At 29.7% G+C, this 15,944-nt stretch carries 15 protein-coding genes (1 of these 15 only partly in view); 8 read left to right on the plus strand and 7 right to left on the minus strand.

All coding sequences use genetic code 11. The annotated features are described in order from the left end of the window. Both pdxS and psyc5s11_RS27095 read right to left on the minus strand, forming a co-directional pair. On the minus strand, positions 1 to 739 hold the 5' portion of the coding sequence (gene pdxS / locus psyc5s11_RS27090) for a pyridoxal 5'-phosphate synthase lyase subunit PdxS (protein ID WP_224035532.1). It extends 131 nt beyond the left edge of the window; only the first 739 of its 870 coding nucleotides appear in the window; the start codon lies at positions 737 to 739; its stop codon lies off the left edge, out of view. A gap of 179 nt (positions 740 to 918) precedes the next feature. Beyond that, positions 919 to 1,884: a TRM11 family SAM-dependent methyltransferase gene (locus psyc5s11_RS27095; RefSeq protein WP_224035533.1), complete on the minus strand. Its 966-nt coding sequence runs from the start codon at positions 1,882 to 1,884 to the stop codon at positions 919 to 921. Between the two features lie 573 nt (positions 1,885 to 2,457). Between psyc5s11_RS27095 and psyc5s11_RS27100 the strand changes: the two genes are divergently transcribed. The 5 genes from psyc5s11_RS27100 to psyc5s11_RS27120 are packed head-to-tail and all read left to right on the plus strand — an operon-like array spanning position 2,458 to position 6,975. Beyond that, positions 2,458 to 3,621 (plus strand): ABC transporter substrate-binding protein, encoded by a 1,164-nt coding sequence (locus psyc5s11_RS27100; protein ID WP_224035534.1) that lies wholly within the window; start codon positions 2,458 to 2,460, stop codon positions 3,619 to 3,621. A gap of 23 nt (positions 3,622 to 3,644) precedes the next feature. Then, positions 3,645 to 4,520 carry a branched-chain amino acid ABC transporter permease gene (locus tag psyc5s11_RS27105; protein ID WP_224035535.1) on the plus strand — a complete coding sequence of 292 codons (876 nt, stop codon included), beginning with the start codon at positions 3,645 to 3,647 and terminating at the stop codon, positions 4,518 to 4,520. Between the two features lie 8 nt (positions 4,521 to 4,528). Continuing rightward, positions 4,529 to 5,503 (plus strand): branched-chain amino acid ABC transporter permease, encoded by a 975-nt coding sequence (locus tag psyc5s11_RS27110; RefSeq protein ID WP_224035536.1) that lies wholly within the window; start codon positions 4,529 to 4,531, stop codon positions 5,501 to 5,503. A 4-nt stretch (positions 5,504 to 5,507) separates the two neighbouring features. Then, the gene (locus psyc5s11_RS27115; RefSeq protein WP_224035537.1) at positions 5,508 to 6,266 is read left to right on the plus strand and encodes an ABC transporter ATP-binding protein; all 759 of its coding nucleotides are present in this window, start codon (positions 5,508 to 5,510) and stop codon (positions 6,264 to 6,266) included. Positions 6,267 to 6,270: 4 nt separating this feature from the next. Next, entirely contained in the window at positions 6,271 to 6,975 is a 705-nt protein-coding gene (locus psyc5s11_RS27120) for an ABC transporter ATP-binding protein (protein WP_224035538.1), read from the plus strand. A gap of 130 nt (positions 6,976 to 7,105) precedes the next feature. On the opposite strand, the gene psyc5s11_RS27125 is transcribed toward psyc5s11_RS27120, so the two are convergent. Next, a complete protein-coding gene (locus psyc5s11_RS27125) occupies positions 7,106 to 8,875 on the minus strand; it encodes a GGDEF domain-containing protein (protein WP_224035539.1) in 1,770 nt (589 codons plus the stop codon). Between the two features lie 255 nt (positions 8,876 to 9,130). Between psyc5s11_RS27125 and psyc5s11_RS27130 the strand changes: the two genes are divergently transcribed. Together psyc5s11_RS27130 and psyc5s11_RS27135 are read left to right on the plus strand one after the other, a co-directional pair. After that, positions 9,131 to 9,280 (plus strand): hypothetical protein, encoded by a 150-nt coding sequence (locus tag psyc5s11_RS27130; protein WP_224035540.1) that lies wholly within the window; start codon positions 9,131 to 9,133, stop codon positions 9,278 to 9,280. A gap of 383 nt (positions 9,281 to 9,663) precedes the next feature. Next, positions 9,664 to 11,799 (plus strand): sodium-translocating pyrophosphatase, encoded by a 2,136-nt coding sequence (locus psyc5s11_RS27135; RefSeq protein WP_224035541.1) that lies wholly within the window; start codon positions 9,664 to 9,666, stop codon positions 11,797 to 11,799. 203 nt (positions 11,800 to 12,002) lie between these two features. Here psyc5s11_RS27135 and psyc5s11_RS27140 read toward each other — a convergent pair whose 3' ends face one another. Further along, the gene (locus psyc5s11_RS27140) at positions 12,003 to 12,368 is read right to left on the minus strand and encodes a MerR family transcriptional regulator (RefSeq protein ID WP_224035542.1); all 366 of its coding nucleotides are present in this window, start codon (positions 12,366 to 12,368) and stop codon (positions 12,003 to 12,005) included. 156 nt (positions 12,369 to 12,524) lie between these two features. Between psyc5s11_RS27140 and psyc5s11_RS27145 the strand changes: the two genes are divergently transcribed. Beyond that, positions 12,525 to 13,316: an SDR family NAD(P)-dependent oxidoreductase gene (locus psyc5s11_RS27145; RefSeq protein WP_224035543.1), complete on the plus strand. Its 792-nt coding sequence runs from the start codon at positions 12,525 to 12,527 to the stop codon at positions 13,314 to 13,316. A gap of 85 nt (positions 13,317 to 13,401) precedes the next feature. Here the strand turns inward: psyc5s11_RS27145 and psyc5s11_RS27150 are convergent, their stop codons facing one another. The 3 genes from psyc5s11_RS27150 to psyc5s11_RS27160 form a co-directional block, all read right to left on the minus strand. Further along, positions 13,402 to 14,844 carry a DUF4153 domain-containing protein gene (locus psyc5s11_RS27150; RefSeq protein WP_224035544.1) on the minus strand — a complete coding sequence of 481 codons (1,443 nt, stop codon included), beginning with the start codon at positions 14,842 to 14,844 and terminating at the stop codon, positions 13,402 to 13,404. 81 nt (positions 14,845 to 14,925) lie between these two features. After that, a complete protein-coding gene (locus psyc5s11_RS27155; RefSeq protein ID WP_224035545.1) occupies positions 14,926 to 15,135 on the minus strand; it encodes a helix-turn-helix domain-containing protein in 210 nt (69 codons plus the stop codon). Positions 15,136 to 15,223: 88 nt separating this feature from the next. Then, entirely contained in the window at positions 15,224 to 15,685 is a 462-nt protein-coding gene (locus tag psyc5s11_RS27160; RefSeq protein ID WP_224035546.1) for a DUF2975 domain-containing protein, read from the minus strand. Positions 15,686 to 15,944: the final 259 nt, after the last annotated feature.

Here is a 15,944-nt window from a genome sequence, read left to right on the forward strand (position 1 = left end):
CTCTTGCTCTCTTTTCTGGATTATCAGATTTAAATATTCCGGATCCTACAAATACTCCATCACAGCCTAATTGCATCATAAGAGCTGCATCTGCTGGAGTTGCAATGCCACCTGCTGCAAAGTTAACTACAGGTAATTTACCATTTTCCCAAACATATTTAACTAAATCATATGGTGCATTGAAGTTTTTAGCTAAAGTCATTAATTCCTCTTTTGATGCACTTTGTATTTGTTTTATTTGATCTGTCATAGTCCTCATATGCTTAACCGCTTGAACTACATCACCAGTACCCGCTTCACCTTTGGTCCTTATCATTGATGCACCTTCTCCAATTCTTCTTAGTGCTTCCCCAATATTAGTTGCACCACAAACAAATGGAACTTTAAAATCCTCTTTATTTATATGATATTCATCATCAGCCGGTGTAAGAACTTCACTTTCATCTATAAAATCAATGTTTAGTGCTTCTAAAATCTGAGCCTCTACAAAATGTCCTATTCTAACTTTAGCCATAACAGGAATTGATACAGCCTCTTGAATTTCCTTTATCATTTTAGGATCTGACATTCTGGCTACTCCACCTTCTTTTCTTATATCAGAAGGTACTCTTTCAAGCGCCATTACTGCACAAGCCCCCGCTTTCTCTGCAATGATAGCCTCTTCTTTATTGACAACATCCATGATTACTCCGCCCTTTAACATTTGCGCAAGATTTTTATTTACTGATTTTCTTTCCATTGCAAAACCCCCTTTTTTATTTACTTATATAATAAAATATGTATGGATACAATGCAAATGTACCCATACATATTAATGTTTTATCATTTATTTTATAATCAGATTATACTTAATTATAGTTTTATTAATGTAGACTTATTAATGTAGATTATTTATTATAAAATATGTTCTTTTGTTTTCTACTCACAAATATTTATATATCTCTTAAACTTGCCCTTGCAAACATAACATTTATTAAGAATATCAAATCCTGCTTCTATGATATGTTTATCCATATCTTCAAAGGTAACTATAACCAATCTTTTTGTAATTCTACGTGCGGTTTTCATAAGAGCTGTTTGTTCTTCAAGAGTTGTTGGTGTAAATACACCATACGGTAAATCTATGATAGCCACATCATATTTTTCTTCTATATTATGCATATCACCACTAGTTATTACATTTTTATATCCAAAGAACTCTAAATTTTTTTGTGCATTTTCTGCGATGCTTTTGTTAATTTCATATCCCTTCACATCAATCCCCATTGAAAGAGCATCAATAACAACAGTTCCTACTCCACAACATGGATCTATTAATTTACAACCCAAATTATTTTTAACTGCTATGTTAACTAATGCTCTAGATACTCTTAGACTCAATGAGTTTGAATATGAATAAGGCTTCTTATCATGAATATGCCACTCATAATTATTTCTTTCATATTCTCCAAATATCCATCTACCATTAACCTTAGTTACTCCAAGCATGACTTTAGGATTATGCATTTCAGACTGACCAATTATAACAAATCCTATTTCTCTTACGCTTCTAAGTCTTTCCTCATAATTTACATCTCCATTTTCAAGTTTTATATAACACACCTTAAAGTCATCATAAGATAACTTATCTTCTACAATGTTCTGTACTATTTGTTCTAATGAATCTTCTTCATATATTATTGAAATCATATCTTTTATAAAAGGACTTCTTGATGGTTCTACATAATAATCCGAAAATAAATACTTTTCACTTGGAATTTTATCAAAAAGATAATTCATTTCCATCTTACATAAGTCTTCTTCAAATACAGGGTAATTAATAGAATAAAAATATCTTCCATTAATATTATTTATATTTTTCAAATTTAATAATTCTCTATTCACTTCACTTCAACCTCATCATTCTTTAAGGCACATGAAAATAAATAACAAGTCAAAGTTGCCATGAATATTTTTCATCAGGCAAGGAGACGAATTGCCCTCATAGCGCGTTTATTAGCTCAATTTGCCGACGCAGTATGATGGAAAATAGGCTGGCAAATAGACTTGTTATTTTTTTGATTGTGCCTAATATGTTTGAATTTATTATTAAAACCTTATGTTAATTCTATCTATTATTAATACCACTATTTCATATCACTGTCTATGCACCATTGCACCAACAAAACATATCCTAATCCTTTACGAATAATCTATACTAATTTAACATAAATTAGTACTAAGCTACATATTTTTTAATTATACTGCTATTTTTAGGTTCCTTATATAAATGATAATGTTTTCATACTTTTTTTTATTATATTTACCATGAAATATTAAATATCATTCTTGTAGTTCCTTATCTGATATGATATTATATCTCTAATATAAATATTCGTAATATGTTAATATGTTAATATATTCTTCAATAAATTAGCATATTAATATTATTGTTTATTGAAAATGAGGAGGATAATTATGAAAAAGACTTTACTTTCAGGAGTTTTAGCTTCTGTAATGGCTATGACACTACTTGTTGGTTGTGGGGGAAATACAGGATCAAGTACAAGTGGTGCTACAGGGGACACAATTAAAATTGGAGCAATTGGACCATTATCTGGAGCAGCTTCTACTTATGGTATATCTGTAAAAGAAGGAGCCCAATTATTAGAAAAAGAAGTTAATGCCAGTGGGGGCATTAATGGCAAGAAAATACAATTTATTTTTGAAGATGATCAAGCTGAACCAAATTCATCACTGCAAGCTTTTAATAAGTTAGTTGATAATGAAAAAGTATGTGCAATCTTAGGACCTGTTACATCAGGTGCAACACTTGCAGTTGCTAAAAATGCAACTGAAAGACAAATACCAATGATTACACCAACTGGAACAGAACCAACAATAACCAAAGTTGGTGGGGAATATATGTTTAGAGGTTGTTTCGTTGATTCATTCCAAGGAGAAGTTCTTGCAAAATATTCTAGTGAAACATTAAAATCTAAAACAGCTGCTGTTTTATATAATTCTGGTTCAGATTATTCAAAAGGAATCGCTGATAGCTTTAAAGCAAAATTTGAAGCTGCTGGTGGAACAATAACTCAATTCCTTACTTATAGTAGTGAGAAGGAAACTGATTTTAAAGCTCAATTAACAAAAATTAAAAGTGATAGTCCGGATGTATTAGTATTACCTGATTATTACAACGTTGTTGGTCTTATTGCTAAACAAGCTAGAGGAATGGATATACAATCACAATTGCTTGGTGGAGATGGTTGGGAATCAGAAGAATTGACTAAAATTGGTCAAGATGCTGTAAATGGTGCATTATACATTAATCACTACTACTCTGCTGATGAAGATACTGCTGTAAAATCATTTGTTGACTCTTATAAGAAAGAATATAACAAAGAACCTGATGCCTTTGCAGCTCTTTCATATGATACTTCTAAAATTCTAGTAAAGGCAATTGAAAAGGCTGGCAAAACAGATGGTGCTGCTATTAAAGATGCTTTAGCTGGAATGGAAATGACTAGTGTTACTGGTAATATCAAATTTAATAGTGACAGAAGTGCTATAAAGAGTGCAGCTATCATTAAAGTTGATGGTAACAAAAAGGTTTTAGCCGGTAAGGTTAATCCTTAATATTTTAAACGGAGGAATATACTATGGAATTTTTACAACAACTTATTAATGGTTTAGCTTTAGGTAGCGTATATGCCCTCCTAGCATTAGGTTACACAATGGTATATGGAATTATTCAACTAATAAATTTTGCCCATGGTGAAATATATATGATAGGAGCCTTTGCAGGCTTCTATTCTGCTTCAACCCTTGGACTACCTTTAATACCAACACTATTAGTGGCAATGGTAGTTTCAGCTTTAGCAGGAATAATCATAGAGAAGATTGCTTATAAGCCACTCCGAAATTCTCCAAGAATAACATTGCTTATTACAGCAATTGGAGTTTCTTTATTTTTACAAAATCTTATGAGAATCTTAGTTGGATCTAACCCTAAGCCATTTCCTGATTTAATCAATGCTGGGTCAATCAATATAGGACCTATTCAAATTGAATGGAAAACAATACTTATGTTTGCAATATCTGCACTTCTTGTTGTTCTTCTTCAATTTATTGTTTACAAAACTAAGATTGGAAAAGCAATGAGAGCTTCTTCGCAAGATATGGAAGCTGCTTCTCTTATGGGTATAAATGTTGACAACACTATTTCTTTTACATTCGCTATAGGTTCTGCCTTAGCTGGTATAGCAGGAGTTTTAGTTGCAATATCTTACCCTAGTATAACTCCTTACATGGGAGTTATGCCTGGACTTAAAGCCTTTGTTGCAGCAGTACTTGGAGGAATTGGAAGTATACCTGGAGCCCTTTTAGGAGGAATTGCTATTGGATTACTTGAAACCTTTTCTAAGGCTTATATATCAACAAATTTCTCAGATGCAATCGTATTTGCAGTTTTAATTATAATACTTTTAATTAAGCCTTCTGGTCTATTAGGTAAAAAGACCAATGTGAAAGTGTAGGTGTTGATATGAAGAAGTTTTTTAGTAAAAAGATAGTTTGTTTTACATTGTTAATATTAATTACATACTTAATTTTAATGGGACTAATGAGTATGAATGTTATAAATTCATATTATAAAGGAATTATTACTTTAGCTCTAATAAATATTATCTTAGCTGTTTCCCTAAACTTAATAGTTGGATTTACAGGACAATTATGTTTAGGTCATGCAGGATTTATGTCAATTGGTGCTTATGTATCAGCTGTATTAACACAAAAAGCTGGTATGCCCTTTATTGTTTCAATATTTATTGCTGCAATAATTGCATGTGTATTTGCAGCTTTAATAGGATATCCTACTTTAAAACTTACAGGAGACTATTTTGCAATAACAACTTTAGCCTTTTGTGAAATTATTAGAATAATTATTATGAATATTGATTTAGTTGGTGGTGCTCGTGGATTTACAGGCATTCCAAGAGAAACTAATTTTACATTAGCGTTTTTATTTATGGTGGTTACCGTTATTGTTATTTACAATATAATTCATTCATCCCAAGGTAGAGCAATGCTTTCTGTTCGTGAGAATGAAATAGCAGCTGAATCAATGGGTATAAATGCATTTAAATATAAAATGATAGCATTTATTATTGCAGCCTTTTTTGCTGGACTTGCGGGTGGACTTTATGCTCACTACATGGGTTATATACAACCAGCATCATTTGATTTTAACAAATCAATAGATTATTTAACTTTTGTTGTATTTGGTGGTATGGGTTCATTATCCGGTTCAATCATTGCTACTATAGTATTAACTTTCTTACCAGAACTCTTAAGAGGACTTGGAGAATTTAGAATGTTAATCTATCCATTAGCATTAATAATCCTTATGATATTTAGACCTCAAGGACTACTCGGAGATAAGGAAGTTTCACTTAACATATTTAAAAAGTTATTACCAGATAAAACTTCTACGAAATCAAAGAATGGAGAGGAGGCTTAAGTAAATGTTAGACGTTCAAAATTTATCAATTGAATTTGGTGGATTAAAAGCAGTTTCGGATTTTAATCTTACTATAAATGAAAAAGAGATTGTTGGGCTTATAGGACCTAATGGAGCTGGTAAAACCACGGTATTTAATATGTTGACCGGTGTTTATACTCCAACTCAAGGTACTATCTCTTATCTTGGAGAGAAAATTCAAGGTCTTAAGCCTTATAATATTACAAAAAAGAAAATAGCTAGAACCTTTCAAAATATTCGTCTATTTTCTAGCCTTACTGTTCTTGATAATGTTAAAGTTAGTTTTAATTACAGAATACAATATTCTCTTTTTGATTCTATATTTAGAACTCCTAAATTTAAAAAAGCGGAAGCTGAAATCACAAAAAAGAGCATTGAATTATTAAAAGTTTTTTCTCTAGATACAAAGAAAGATGAATTAGCTAATAATCTTCCTTATGGAGAACAAAGAAAACTTGAAATAGTAAGAGCACTTGCCGCTGAGCCTTCTTTATTATTATTAGATGAACCTGCAGCTGGAATGAATCCTCAAGAGACAACAGAACTTATGGATTTAATAAATTGGATTAAAGATAAATACAATTTATCAATACTTTTAATAGAACATGATATGAAACTTGTTATGGGGATTTGCAATAAAATAGCAGTTCTTGACTATGGAAAAAAAATTGCTGAAGGCACTCCAGATGAAATTAAGAACAATCCTAAGGTAATTGAAGCTTATCTTGGAGAGGAGGCATAAGAACATGCTAAAAATAGATAATATTAACTTATACTATGGTGTAATTCATGCATTAAAAGATATTTCTCTTGAGGTAAAACAAGGTGAAATAGTAACTTTAATAGGAGCTAACGGTGCTGGTAAAACTTCTACACTTAGAGCCATATCGGGTTTAGAACCAATAAAATCAGGTACTGTTACTTTTAAAAATTCTGAGTTAAATAAAGTTCCTGCTAATAAGATAGTTTCTTTAGGTCTTTCTCATGTACCGGAGGGAAGAAGAGTTTTTCCACAATTAAGTGTTCTAGAAAATCTAGAATTAGGTGCTTATTTAAGAAATGATAAAGCTGGAATCAAACAGGATCTGGAAATGGTCTTTTCTAAATTTCCAAGATTAAAGGAACGAGTAAAACAACAAGCAGGTACCCTTTCTGGTGGTGAGCAACAAATGCTTGCAATCGGTAGAGCATTAATGAATAGACCAGAAATGCTTATACTAGATGAACCTTCAATGGGGCTTGCACCACTTGTTGTTAAGGATATATTCAATACAATTGTTGAAATTAATAAAACTGGTACAACTATACTTTTAGTTGAACAAAATGCTAATATGGCACTTGCAATTGCAGATAGAGCTTATGTTCTTGAAACTGGTAAAATAGTAAAGTCTGGAGATGCAAAAGAACTTCTTAATGATGATAGTATTAGAAGTGCTTATCTTGGAGAATAATTTGAAACTTACCATTTAAACATGAATTAAATAGTTACAATACACATACTTAAAGTGCGGTGAGCAAATGATTGAAATAAAATCATTTGCTCACCGCACTTTAAGTATATTTAAGCCTTTTATATAGATATTAAATTATCAGATAGCAACTCCCACCATTTTGTTTACATTTCTTCTTTAGCTTACTTGATTCTTTAGCCAAAGCATAAATACTAGCAAATTCTCTTTTCTTGTTAGTTACTCCAGCAATAGATACAGAAACCAAAGGAAATTTTTCTACTATGCCATGTCTATTTTGAGCTGTTATATATTCATTTTTCAAATCTTTTTCCTCATAGCATTCAAGTGCTAGTGAATCAAAATCATTTATTATTTTTTGACATATTTTATCTGAGTCCCAAGAACATACTATTGCAATAAAGTCATCACCACCAATATGTCCAATAAAGTCGTCACATGAAATATTAGAATTTATTGCTTTTGCTAAAAATTTTATTATTTTATCTCCATTTTCAAAACCATATACATCATTATATGGTTTAAAATTATCAATATCAAAATACAATACACAATATTCTGCCTTTGACGAAATACACTTTTCAAGGTTTTGTTCAATTATCACATTGCCCGGGAGACCTGTCAGTGGATTTGAATGTCTAGCATTATCTACTTCTATTTCAATTGTTTTCTCAATTAAATCTTTTATTGTTACTATCCCATAATATTTAGAATCTTTTGTTACTGTTACAAAATCATACAACGTATCATTTGTTCTTGCCATTGCAAGCTTTATTACCATATCAATTGGCATTTTATAATCAACACTTAAAAAACTTGTATTCATTATATTCGATATGGCCTTACTTGAATACAAACTATATCCATACTGCCAACCTAATTTACTATAAAAAGAATTCCTTGTAACAACTCCTTTTACATCACCATCATCTACTACACAAATTCCTAATAAACCTTGATCCTTTTTGAATCTGGAATCTATCTCAGATACTAATAGCTCTGATTCTAATGATTCCATCTTCTTAGATATACTACTAATATATACATTAGCTATATTGTATCCATATTGATCATTTTCTTTTACATTTAATTTTTTTATTATATCAATAACCTCATCTTTAATTGGAATTATACATTCTTCTGGTCTTTGAATAAAATATCCTTGTCCAAATTGGACTCCAATATCTACAAGTGCCTTAAGTTCATCTTCTGTTTCTATACCTTCTGCAATTAGATTACAATCTGTTAATTTTGAAAACTCATACATGCTCTTAACTATCGCTTGTTTAGTTGAACATTTATCAATGCCTCTAATAAGTTCCATATCTAACTTTATATAATGTGGTTTAATATAACATATCCTATTAAGTCCTGAATTTCCGGAACCTGCATCATCAATTGCTATCTGGTAATTTTGGTTCTTACAATATTCAATAGTTTCTTTAAAACTATTCATATTTTTAATTACATCTCTTTCTGTTATTTCAAAGATTATATTTTCACATTTTAGGTTATATTTTTTTAAGTATTCCTTCGTAAATAAATTTTTAAATTTTAAGCTATCAAAAATTGCTGGATTAATATTTAGAAATATTTTCACATTCAATTTGCTATTACAAATACTCTCTAATGCTTTAGATCGAAATAACTCTTCAAGTTCCCATGACGCACCACATTCTTCGGCTACCTTTAAAAGTATCTCTGGATTTTGCATATAAGAATTTTGTGGTCCTCTACTTAATGCTTCATATCCAAGTACAGTACCATCAGTAAGAGAAATAATTGGTTGAAAAACAGATTTTATATTAGCAGTCCTCATTACTTTAAAAAACTCTTCATATTCATGATTTTGTCTATGTGAATTATCCTTTAAAAACTCCACTTCCTATACTACGCATCCTTCCCTATATATATTTTTACTCTGCTTCATAAAATTTAATCTTAAATATCCTATATAGGCTCTTAATAAATAATCTCTAGTTTAATATTATCTATAATCTTAACTTTATTAAGTTAAATTCTTATATTTTTTGTGTAAAATTAATGTAAAATTAAATAAAAATATTTATGTGAATATATTCTTTTTCATAATGACAAACTAGATGTATATAAAAAAGTTTATAGGAGGTTATAATTTATGAATGATGAAGAAAATAATTCAGTACATGATATGGCTAAAAAAATGATAATTGATGGTGAAACCTTTGATGCTATAATGGAAAAAACTCATTTAAGATTAAAAGATTTAAAAAGAATTCAAAGAGATGAAATAGATCCCAAATTCTAGTGTTTAAGACATACTTTTTTATATTATAGTTCTATTAGGCACATGAAAATAAATAACAAGTCCAAAGTTGCCATGAATATTTTTCATCAGACAAGGAGACAAATTGCCCTCATAGCAGGTCTATTAGGTCAATTTGCCGACACAGCATGATGAAAAATAGGCTGGCAAATGGACTTGTTATTTTTTGATTGTGCCTTAAGTAAAGTCGTGTTGTTTCAATATTAGCCCTTTTGAAATAACTTGATTTTTTTATATTACTTTTTTTAAAATATATACTCTGTTATTCTAAGAAAAATTTATAACTATTTGTAATTTTCTGAATATTTTGATGTATAATATAATTATAGCAATATTATATTTTCAAAATAAAGGGGATGTTGGAAATGATGTCATATTTTATTCTTATCTATGGTGTTATACTTATTTCGCTCATTGTAATTATTTATCTAGTTAAATACACTTTTTCTCAAGACACTGGTACCGATAAAATGCAAGAAATATCAGCTTATATTAAAGAAGGTGCTATGGCGTTTATAAAGAGACAGTACAAAACAATATCTATTTTATCTATTCTAACTTTATTTTTAATTATATTATGTAATTATATAGGTAATTCTTCGAAAGGTTCTAATATAGCTTTATCAATATCGTTCAGAACTGGTATCGCTTTCATAGCAGGTGCATTTTGTTCTGCTTTATCTGGTTATATAGGAATGTATATGGCAGTTCATTCAAACGTAAGAGCTGCTGCTGGTGCTAAAAAAGGATTGAATAATGCTCTTCAAATAGCACTTAAAGGTGGTGCTGTTACTGGACTAGCTGTTACTGCGCTCTCCCTTTTAGGCGTTGCGTCTCTTTTCCTTATATATGGAGGAATTTCAGGTGATGATACACTTATTAAAGAAGCCCCTTCTCTTATAGTTGGTTTTGGTTTTGGTGCTTCTTTTGTTGCACTTTTTGCACAACTTGGAGGAGGTATATATACTAAAGCTGCTGATGTTGGTGCTGACCTTGTTGGTAAGGTTGAAGCTGGTATTCCAGAAGATGATCCTAGAAACCCTGCTGTTATTGCAGACCTTGTTGGTGACAATGTTGGGGACTGTGCAGGTCGTGGTGCTGATCTTTTTGAATCTACAGCTGCTGAAAATGTTGGTGCTATGATTCTAGGCGTTGCTCTTTATCCTATTTTTGGATTCAAGGGAATATTATTTCCACTTGTAGCGCGTGCTTTTGGTATCTTGGCCTCAATAGTAGGAATATTTCTTGTTAAAGTCAAAAATGACAATGATGACCCTATGAAAGCCTTAAAGGGTGGTTTTGTTATAACATCCTTAATCAATGCAGTACTTCTATTCTTTGTAATTAAGAACATGTTAAGTGGTACTCTTGAAAATGGCACCCAAGTAAATTATATTTATTTATACGGTTGTGCCCTTGCAGGAATACTTCTAAGTTATATCTTTGTAGTTATTACTGATTATTATACTTCAATAAATCATAAACCTGTAAAAGATATCGCTGACGCTTGCAAAACTGGCGCTGGAACTAACATAATAACTGGTTTATCTGTAGGTATGCAATCTACTGCATTACCAGTAATATTTATATCCTTGTGCATATTTATTTCGTATAAATTAGCAGCTTTAGCTTTACCTGGAATTGCAAGTGCTGGTCTATATGGTACTGCCATAGCTACTATGGGAATGCTTTCAACTTGCACATACATTCTTGCTATGGATACCTTTGGACCAATAACTGATAATGCTGGTGGAATTATAGAAATGTCTGATGCTCCTGAAGAAGTCAGAATAATAACTGATAGATTAGATGCTTGTGGTAATACTACAAAAGCATTAACAAAAGGTTATGCAGTAGGTTCAGCAGCTCTTGCTACCTTCTTGCTATTCTCTGCTTACTTAGATGAAGTTAAAAAGATACTCGGTGTACCTTTAAATTCTTGGTATTCAGTTGATATAGGAAAACCTGAAGTATTTATTGCTGGTTTTATAGGTGCTATGCTTGTATTTTTATTTAGCTCTACTGCAATGAGTGCTGTTAGTCGTGCCGCTCAATATGTAATATTGGAAGTTAGAAGACAATTCAAAGAAATCCCTGGAATAATGGAAGGAACAGCAAAACCTGATTATGCTACATGTGTTGATATAGTTACAAAAGGAGCATTAAAAGAAATGATACTCCCAGGAGTATTAGTACTTTTTGTACCTCTAATAGTTGGTGTAGTTCTAGGAAAAGAAGCTGCCGCTGGTTTTCTAATGATAACTACTATTACTGGTGTTATCATGGCACTTTTCCTAAATAATAGTGGTGGTGCATGGGATAATGCTAAAAAACTTATAGAGCTAGGATCTCATGGTGGTAAAAATTCTGAAGCACACAAAGCTAGTGTAGTTGGTGATACTGTTGGTGATCCATTTAAGGATACTGCTGGTCCATCACTTCATGTACTTATAAAACTTGTAAGTACTTTGACATTAGTATTTGTAGCATTGTTTAGTTAAAACCTACTACAAATCCATAATCTTTAATTCTTAATAAGATATTTAGATAATTTTTTAAAATATATGAGAATGTAGTGAGCTTTGTATAAAAACAAATCTCCTACATTCTTTTTTATATGCTTTAGTAATAATAGGAAATATCTATATATAGAAATTTAATTTTCTAATTATCTAAATATTTACTATACAGAAATGAGTTCAAATTACCTTTGTTTATCTATCTCCGTCTTATAATAATTAATTTTATCATTTAATTTTTTAAGATGTTCATTGGATTTTGCAATTTCTTCTTTGAGTTCAATTCTATGTTTTATGAGCATTTCCATTCTTTCATTCATAGTAGAATCACCATCAGCACGTAATGATGCATATTCCTGAATTTCCTTTATAGGCATTTTAGTATCTTTTAATCGTTTTATAAATTCTATCCAAATTACATCATTTTCACTATAACAACGATTACCATTTTCTTTACGATCTGGAATAATCAAATTTTCTTTTTCATAGTAGCGTAATGTATATATGCTTATATTAGTAAGATTTGAAAATTCTCCGATTGAATAATTCATCTTGTAATCCTCCTTTTAATATTTAACCACATGAAAAATAGTACTATACTTGTATACTAATTTATTATTTTTTTAATGTACATTATTTCGTGCTTGACATAGAGTTAACTCTAGATTATATACTTCAAATATAGCATAAATGAAGGAGTGGTTCAAATGAAAGGAAACGATAAATACACAGTTATTACAGGTGCAAGTTCTGGTATAGGATATGAAACTGCAAAGGCATTTGCAAAACGAGGTAAAAATTTAGTTATTGTTGCCCGTAATACAGAAAATCTAGAAAAATTAAAAATGGAGATTTTAAATGATAATCCATCATTAGATGTCGTAGTTAAAGATGTTGATTTATCTATTATGTCAAATGTTTATGAGTTGTATCAACAACTAAAGACATATGAGATTGAAACATGGATAAATAATGCGGGATTTGGTAATTATGAGAGAGTAGCTAATCAAAATTTAGAAAAGATAGAAATTATGCTTAGATTAAATGTAGAAGCGTTAGTAATTTTATCTTCACTGTTTGTACATGATTATCAAAATATTGAGGGCTCAAATCTTATAAATATTTCATCTGCTGGTGGCTATACTATTGTGCCAAATGCTGTTACTTATTGCGCAAGCAAATTTTTTGTAAGCACATTTACTGAGGGATTGGCAAGAGAATTGCAGGAATCTAATGCTAAATTACAAGCAAAAGTATTAGCACCTGCTGCTACAAAAACGAATTTTGGAAATACAGCTAATGATATAGAAGGCTATGATTATGATAAGTCCTTTGGTAGTTATCATACTAGTGAACAAATGGCTGGATTTTTACTTCAATTATATGATAGCAACGAAGTTGTTGGAAGAGTAAATCGAGAATCTTTTGAATTTGAGTTAACATCACCATTATTTAATTATGCAGGAAATTCAAAACATAATCAAACAGTTACATTATAAAATATACCCTATATCGTAGATTTTTTATTAGTCTACTCTATAGGGTAATTTTTATAATAAGTATTCTTTAATATATATTTTTTTATTATCTATTTTCAAGTATTTCTCTTGCCTTATAATTTGTAACATTCCAATCTTGCCACTTTGTTTTTCCATATACTCTATTTTCATATTTCTTTATTATGAGTTTAGTATTATCTTTATCTATGTCTGATATTTTTATAAGAGGTTCTAATGCTGAATTACTTAACTCATCAAATGCACTTATCGTGTTCACATTTTCTGTTTTATAAAGCTGAGCATCATATTCTGCTATTCTATAATCAATATTTGCATAGTTTAGCCCTAAAAACATAATTGTAAAAACCATAAATATATTCTTAGTAAGTTTAAACTTGCTATAATATGTTTTTATGCCAATGAATAATAAAGTTATACACCCAACAATTAAAAACCAAGACACGTAAACACGCATAATTGTAATTCCATATGCACTAATATAAAGCCACATTTTTGAAAATGCTGAAATTACTAAGAATAAAGTAAATGCTACAAGATAAGAAGTATACCCCTTGATCAAATTACCTTTTTTCTTACTGTTTTCTGTTTTAGTAAATAAGGTTAATACCATAATTATAAGTAAATTTATACTTCCTAAAGGAATACATTCAAAAAATCCTTTTCTAGCATATGCTGCAAAAGTATAATCTGCTGGCAGTATTCCTTTAAATGCTGATATAAAATAAGTGAGTTGTGATAAACAATACATCATATAGACAACACAAAGGAAGCTAGTAACAGTAATAACTATGATAAAATCAAATATTTGTATTTTGTTTTTTTCTTTTTGCTCATTTGTCTTGTCTTTTTTATTCCTTAACCCATAGAAAAAGCCATACAATGGAAAGAATATAATTATAGAAAAAATTATTCTTTGCAATATCCACATTAAATCAAAATCAAATTTTTCAAATATCAATGTTATTATACTTTCAAATGCTACATCAGTATTCATTAAAAGTATTGTAGCTATAAAAACTATAGGCAATCCAATTAAGAGACCTATTAAAACTTTAAAAATTACATTATTAGAATCCTTAGATCTTTCTTTCATTTCTTTTTTTACAACATTAATGGGTTGACCCATATTTTCTAGTGGCATTAATATTCCTATAGGAACTAGTTCTAAAAACCATCTAAATGATAAGAACTCAAAACGATTAATTCCAAATTGTTGACTTGTATTTAAGACAATTAGTCCATATAAAAATAATATATTAAGTGATTTGAGTAATGTATTATCAAAAAATACAAAACATAAAGCTGTCATAGCTATAGGTATTAAAAGTATATTCGTTGTAATATTTTGCTTAATCATTAATATTTTACTTTGCCATAGTATTAAAATATAATAAATAATTACAGCAATAGGTACCGCTATTCCCCATCCTCCTAGAGTCAAAAGTTCCATAAATAGAATAGTTCCAATGGCTACACCAATAATTGATTTTCCATCTTGTTCTTTCATATAATTTACCCCTTCTATATTAATTGTTTTATTTACTTATAAGATAAAACTTAGAACATAAACCTAATTAATAAATTTCTTTTAATCTTTCTTCACATATTCAAATAAATCTCCTGGTTGGCATTCTAAGACTTCGCATATTGCATCTAAAGTTGAAAACCTAATGGCCTTCCCTTTGTTATTCTTTAATATAGATAAATTTGCAAGTGTAATTCCAACTTTTTCTGATAATTCATTCATGCTCATTTTTCTTTTTGCTAACATAACATCTAAGTTAACTATGATGGACATTTATATCACCTCTTCTATCTTCCGTAAAATAATTGAATTTACTTATTTCATTATTCATTCCATTGATGATATCTATTTTCGAAACCATCTATATAGTTAATTCATTTTCATTCTGTATTTCTATGGCTACTTGCACAAGCCTATAAATAATAGCTGAAATAAGAGAAACCATAAATGCTCCTATTGTAATAACTATAGTTCCAAGGGTTGCACTCAAAAATATACATGTATACAAATAACATATAAAAACAATAATTGCACAAATACTAATACCTTTTAAACTAAAACTGCTACTTTCTGAAAATGGTTCGCGTTTTATAATATTTTCTGATAATCTTTTAGTCATCCATAAGATTATCCAAGTTGGTATACCAGTTACATATAACAATATAAGTAGTACATTATGATTTACCATAGAATAGAAAGTACTATCTTTAAATATAGCTGGCATTACCCAAGGAAGCGCAATAATAACTCCTGTTAAGGAAATAAGTCCAAATAAAATAATTGCATATAAAACTTTACTTAAAGAATCTGTTTTTAAATTCATATTTTCTCACCTCTTCATTATTATAGTATTATCTATTCTGTATTTCAATAGTTTTTTATCGAAAAACAATATATTTTTATTGATAATATGTATTTATTCTTACAATTCTTAGTATCAACAATACTTTACATGTCCAAAAAATAAAAATAATCCGCTGTTTCAAACAAACTTTCAAGCATGATTGAAAAACGGATTATTAAAATTATTATTGAATAAGTTTTCCACAAGGTAATATGTATAATAATATAAATCTAATATA

It is taken from the genome of Clostridium gelidum (genome assembly GCF_019977655.1).
Classification (GTDB): domain Bacteria; phylum Bacillota; class Clostridia; order Clostridiales; family Clostridiaceae; genus Clostridium; species Clostridium gelidum.